The organism is Flavobacterium zhairuonense (genome assembly GCF_004352915.1).
Lineage (GTDB): Bacteria > Bacteroidota > Bacteroidia > Flavobacteriales > Flavobacteriaceae > Flavobacterium > Flavobacterium zhairuonense.
Genome location: NZ_SJSY01000048.1, coordinates 1 through 4,422 on the forward strand (window position 1 = coordinate 1; position 4,422 = coordinate 4,422).

Sequence of the window (4,422 nt, forward strand, 5' to 3'; positions counted from 1 at the left end):
TTTGAGCAAAAACACTGCTTATTACTGGAGAATCAAGGCTACTGATGCTAAAGGATTGGCAAGTGCTTATTCATCGGTTTTTAAATTTTACACTTCTGGCGAAGCGGTTGTAAATCATTTGCCTTTTGCTCCAGAATTGCTTGCTCCAGTTTTAAATACCACTTTAAATTCTGGAACTGTATCTTTAAAATGGACAGCTTCTGATGTTGACACTTCAGATGCCTTAACATATGATATCTATTTTGGAACTACTAATCCGCCAACAGCAAAAATTGGTGAAAACAAATCAGAAAAAATACTTGATACCGCCATTGAATCTGGCAAAGAATATTTCTGGAAAGTTGTTGTAAAAGACAATAAAGGCGGAGAAACTATTGGCCAAGTTTGGAAATTCAAAACCAACTAAAAATAAAATCAACTAACCTTAAAATCCCATTTTCGACAAACTGAAAATGGGATTTTTTAGGTTAATGATTGTAGAGAATCTAAAATACAAACAACTCATTACGTTATGTTTACGGTTTACCGTAATGAATTTAAGATTATAAGCATTAAAATTGTATCACCTAATTCTAATCTAAATCCATGAAAACAAAATTACTTTTGTTACTGTTTTTAACACATTTTTCCATTTATGCTCAGTACACGACAATTCCTGATCTTAATTTTGAAAAAAAACTAATTTCATTAGGTCTTGATTCTGGCACTCCAGATGGAAAAGTATTGACATCAAGCATCAATACAGTAGTAAATTTAGATGTCACAGATTCTGAAATTAAGGATTTAACCGGCATTGAAGGTTTTACAGAACTAGTTGGTTTGACATGCAAATTAAACTTACTTACAAAACTAGATTTGTCTAAAAATGTAAAATTAGGCATCTTAGACTGTAGGGGCAATGATTTAACAAGTTTAGACTTTTCAAAACTACCAGCTCTTGTTAGTGTATTTTGTTCAGAAAACTCTATAACTAGCCTTGATGTTTCTAAAAATCCGATTTTACAAGGAATTTTTTGTTCTAAAAATGAGTTAATTAGTTTAAATCTGAAAAATGGAAACAACACAAAATTTAAAACCCTGTTTTTTGATTTCACAGATAATCCCCACTTAAGCTGTATTGAAGTTGACGATCCAAATTATTCTAACTTAAACTGGGCTGATAATAAAGACAAAAATGCAGTTTATTCAAGTTCTTGTGGAGAATCTTATACTAATATCCCAGATAAGAATTTCGAGAATAAATTAATAAACTTAGGAATTGATACTGATGGAATAAATGGTCGGGTTTTAACTGCAAACATTATCTCACTTACATCGCTTGATGTTTCTAATAGCTCTATTACTGATCTAACTGGAATTGAAAATTTTATGGGTCTGGTTACTCTAAATGTTTCTAATAACAAGTTAACCTCTTTGAAACCGCTTTATTCAAAAAAGCTTAAATTTTTATCTTGTAATAATAACCTTTTAACTGATTTGGATCTGACTAAAAATGCAGATTTGACTACTTTGAATTTTTCAAATAATAAATTAGCAACAGTTGGTCTTTGGTACAACTCTTTATTAACTGACCTAAACGGGTCTTCAAATTTATTGACAGAGGTTAATTTTACAAATGCAAATTTGCTCAAAACACTTGATCTAAGCAATAACCAAATTACCGTTTTGCAAGTAAACAACAACAACTTGTTAACAGATCTGAATTGTAGCAAAAATTCATTAACGGTTTTAGATGTTTCTGCTTTAGATCAATTAAAAATTCTTAATGTTTTCAGCAATCAATTAAGCGTATTGGAGTGTAAGAATAATAAACAATTGATGAGTCTTAATTGCGCCAATAATTTACTTTCATCTTTAGATATTTCTGTAAATAGTAATTTAACATCTTTATCCTGCAGTAATAATCAACTAACAAATTTAGATATTTCATCAAACTCCTTATTAAGGGAAATTTTATGTGATTCAAATAATTTATTTGAATTAAATTTAAAGAATGGTGCTAATAATTTATTTACTCAATACTCCTTTAAAAACAATATCAACTTAGAATGTATTCAAGTTGATGATGAGTTTTATGCTAATACAAACTGGATTAACAATAAAGATATAACGGCTTCATATAGCATATTATGTAGCCCTTATACCTTAATCCCGGATATTAATTTTGAAAAAAAATTAATTGCTTTAGGTATTGATACTGGAACTATAGATGGAAAAGTATTAACTGCAAAAATAATATCTATTTCGTCCTTAGATGTTTCAAGCAGTACTATTTCTGATTTGACAGGAATTGAAAAATTTATCAAACTGAAGACTTTGAATTGTTCTTCAAATCAATTATCAGATTTAAATATTTCCAAAAATGAAAACTTAATTAATCTAAATTGTTCCAATAACAAATTAGGAAGTTTAAACATATCTAAAAATGTTAATTTGACCATTTTAAATTGTTCTGCAAATAATTTAAGTACTCTTGATGTTTTTGCAAATGTTAAGTTAGAAAAAATCAACTGTGCAAATAATCAATTAACGAATTTAGATGTTTCTAAAAATATAGCGCTGATTTCTTTAGACTGTTCAAAAAACAAAATCTCATTACTAAATTTAAAAAACGGAAAAAATACGTTAACAAATACATCTGAAACAAATTTTACAGGCAATGCTCCATTGGCTTGTATTCTTGTTGATAATCCAACTGTTTTTAACACCTCTTGGCTTTCTAAAAAAGATGATTTGGCTAGTTATGGTTCAATATGCAGTCGATATACTTTAATTCCAGATATTAATTTTGAAAAAAAATTAATATCGCTGGGCATCGATTCAGGAAAAACTGACGGAAAAATACTTTCAGAAAACATTGAGAATCTTACTTCTCTGAATGTATCAGGTAGCAATATCTCCAATTTAAGTGGTATTGAAGATTTTGTGGCATTAAAAGGTTTATATTGTTCACAAAATAACATCACAGTTCTAGATATTTCTAAGAATACCAAACTAACAGAATTTAGTTGCTCTGAAAATAATCTAAGTACGATAGATATTTCTAAAAATACTTTATTGATTAATTTCGCATGTTGGGGCAATAAACTAAGTACTGTAGATGTTTCTAAAAATCCGTCATTAAATGTTTTTGAATGCTATAATAACTCAATTACAACTTTAGATATTTCCAATAATAAAGCATTGGGCTCTATAATATGTTATAATAACAAATTAGAATCCTTAGATGTTTCCCAAAACACAAATTTATGGTCTATTTCATGTTACTCAAACAACCTGCCTAATTTAGATATTTCAAAAAATACCTTGTTATGGTATCTAAATTTGACCTCAAACAAAATCAAAGATATAGACGTTTCAAAAAATCTAAAATTAAAAGAACTAAGTTTAGACAACAATCAAATAAATAAATTAGATGTTTCTAAAAACTTGCTTTTGGAAGTCCTATCATTTACAAACAACTCATTGACAACATTAGATGTTACATTAAACAATAAATTAAGGGCATTGGGTTGTTCTATGAATCAATTATCAATCCTTGATGTTTCTAAAAATTTAGATTTAGAATATTTCGCTTGTAGTAATAATCAATTGCAAAATCTTGATGTTTCGCAAAATGCCAAATTGAAATCAATAGCTTGTACTGGGAATAAAATAAAAACTTTAAATCTCTCTAAAAATGGGCTCCTAACGACAATTATGTGTTCTAATAATAATCTAAATTCTTTGAATATAAAAAATGGGAATAATGTTAATTTAGATTTTGTTAATCCTGGTTATTTAAATTTTACAAACAATCCTGATTTAGTGTGCATTCAGGTTGATAATGTAACATATTCTAATACAAAATGGATAAATAAAAAAGACGCAACAGCAACCTACAATACAAACTGTGGATCTACTCTCGTACTACCAAACGACAATTTTGCTGTAGAAACAAAAGGTGAATCGTGTCTTGGTCAAAACAATGGTGAAATAAGTATTATTGCAAAAGCAACATACATTTATCAAACAAATATTAATGGAAAAGCGTATACTTTTAGCAACAACAGTCTAAAAGTACCAAGTTTAACGCCAGGATTTTATACGATTTCCATAACTATTCCTGAAGAAAACTATGAACAAATATTTAATGTAACCATTCAAAAAGGAGCCACTATCACTGGGAAATCTAGTGTAAATGCAAAAAAAGTTGATGTTGAAATAACCGAAGGAACTGCTCCGTTTACAGTATTTATTGATGGTCAGGCACAGTTTCAAACAAACGATTCTAATTTCTCTTTAGACTTAGAAAAAGGCGGTTTATTAGAAGTGAAGACATCAAAAGCTTGCGAAGGAGTTTATTCTAAAAAAATCGCAACGTTGGATCTTTTTGGAACTTTAGCGGCTTATCCGAATCCAACATCTGGAAGTTTTGAAATC

2 pseudogenes are annotated in these 4,422 nt (G+C 28.8%); both read left to right on the forward strand.

The annotated features are described in order from the left end of the window. Positions 1–406, forward strand: a pseudogene (locus EYY60_RS22195) (hypothetical protein); the annotation flags it as partial. 179 nt (positions 407–585) lie between these two features. Then, positions 586–4,422 (forward strand): annotated as a pseudogene (locus tag EYY60_RS00115) (hypothetical protein); the annotation flags it as partial.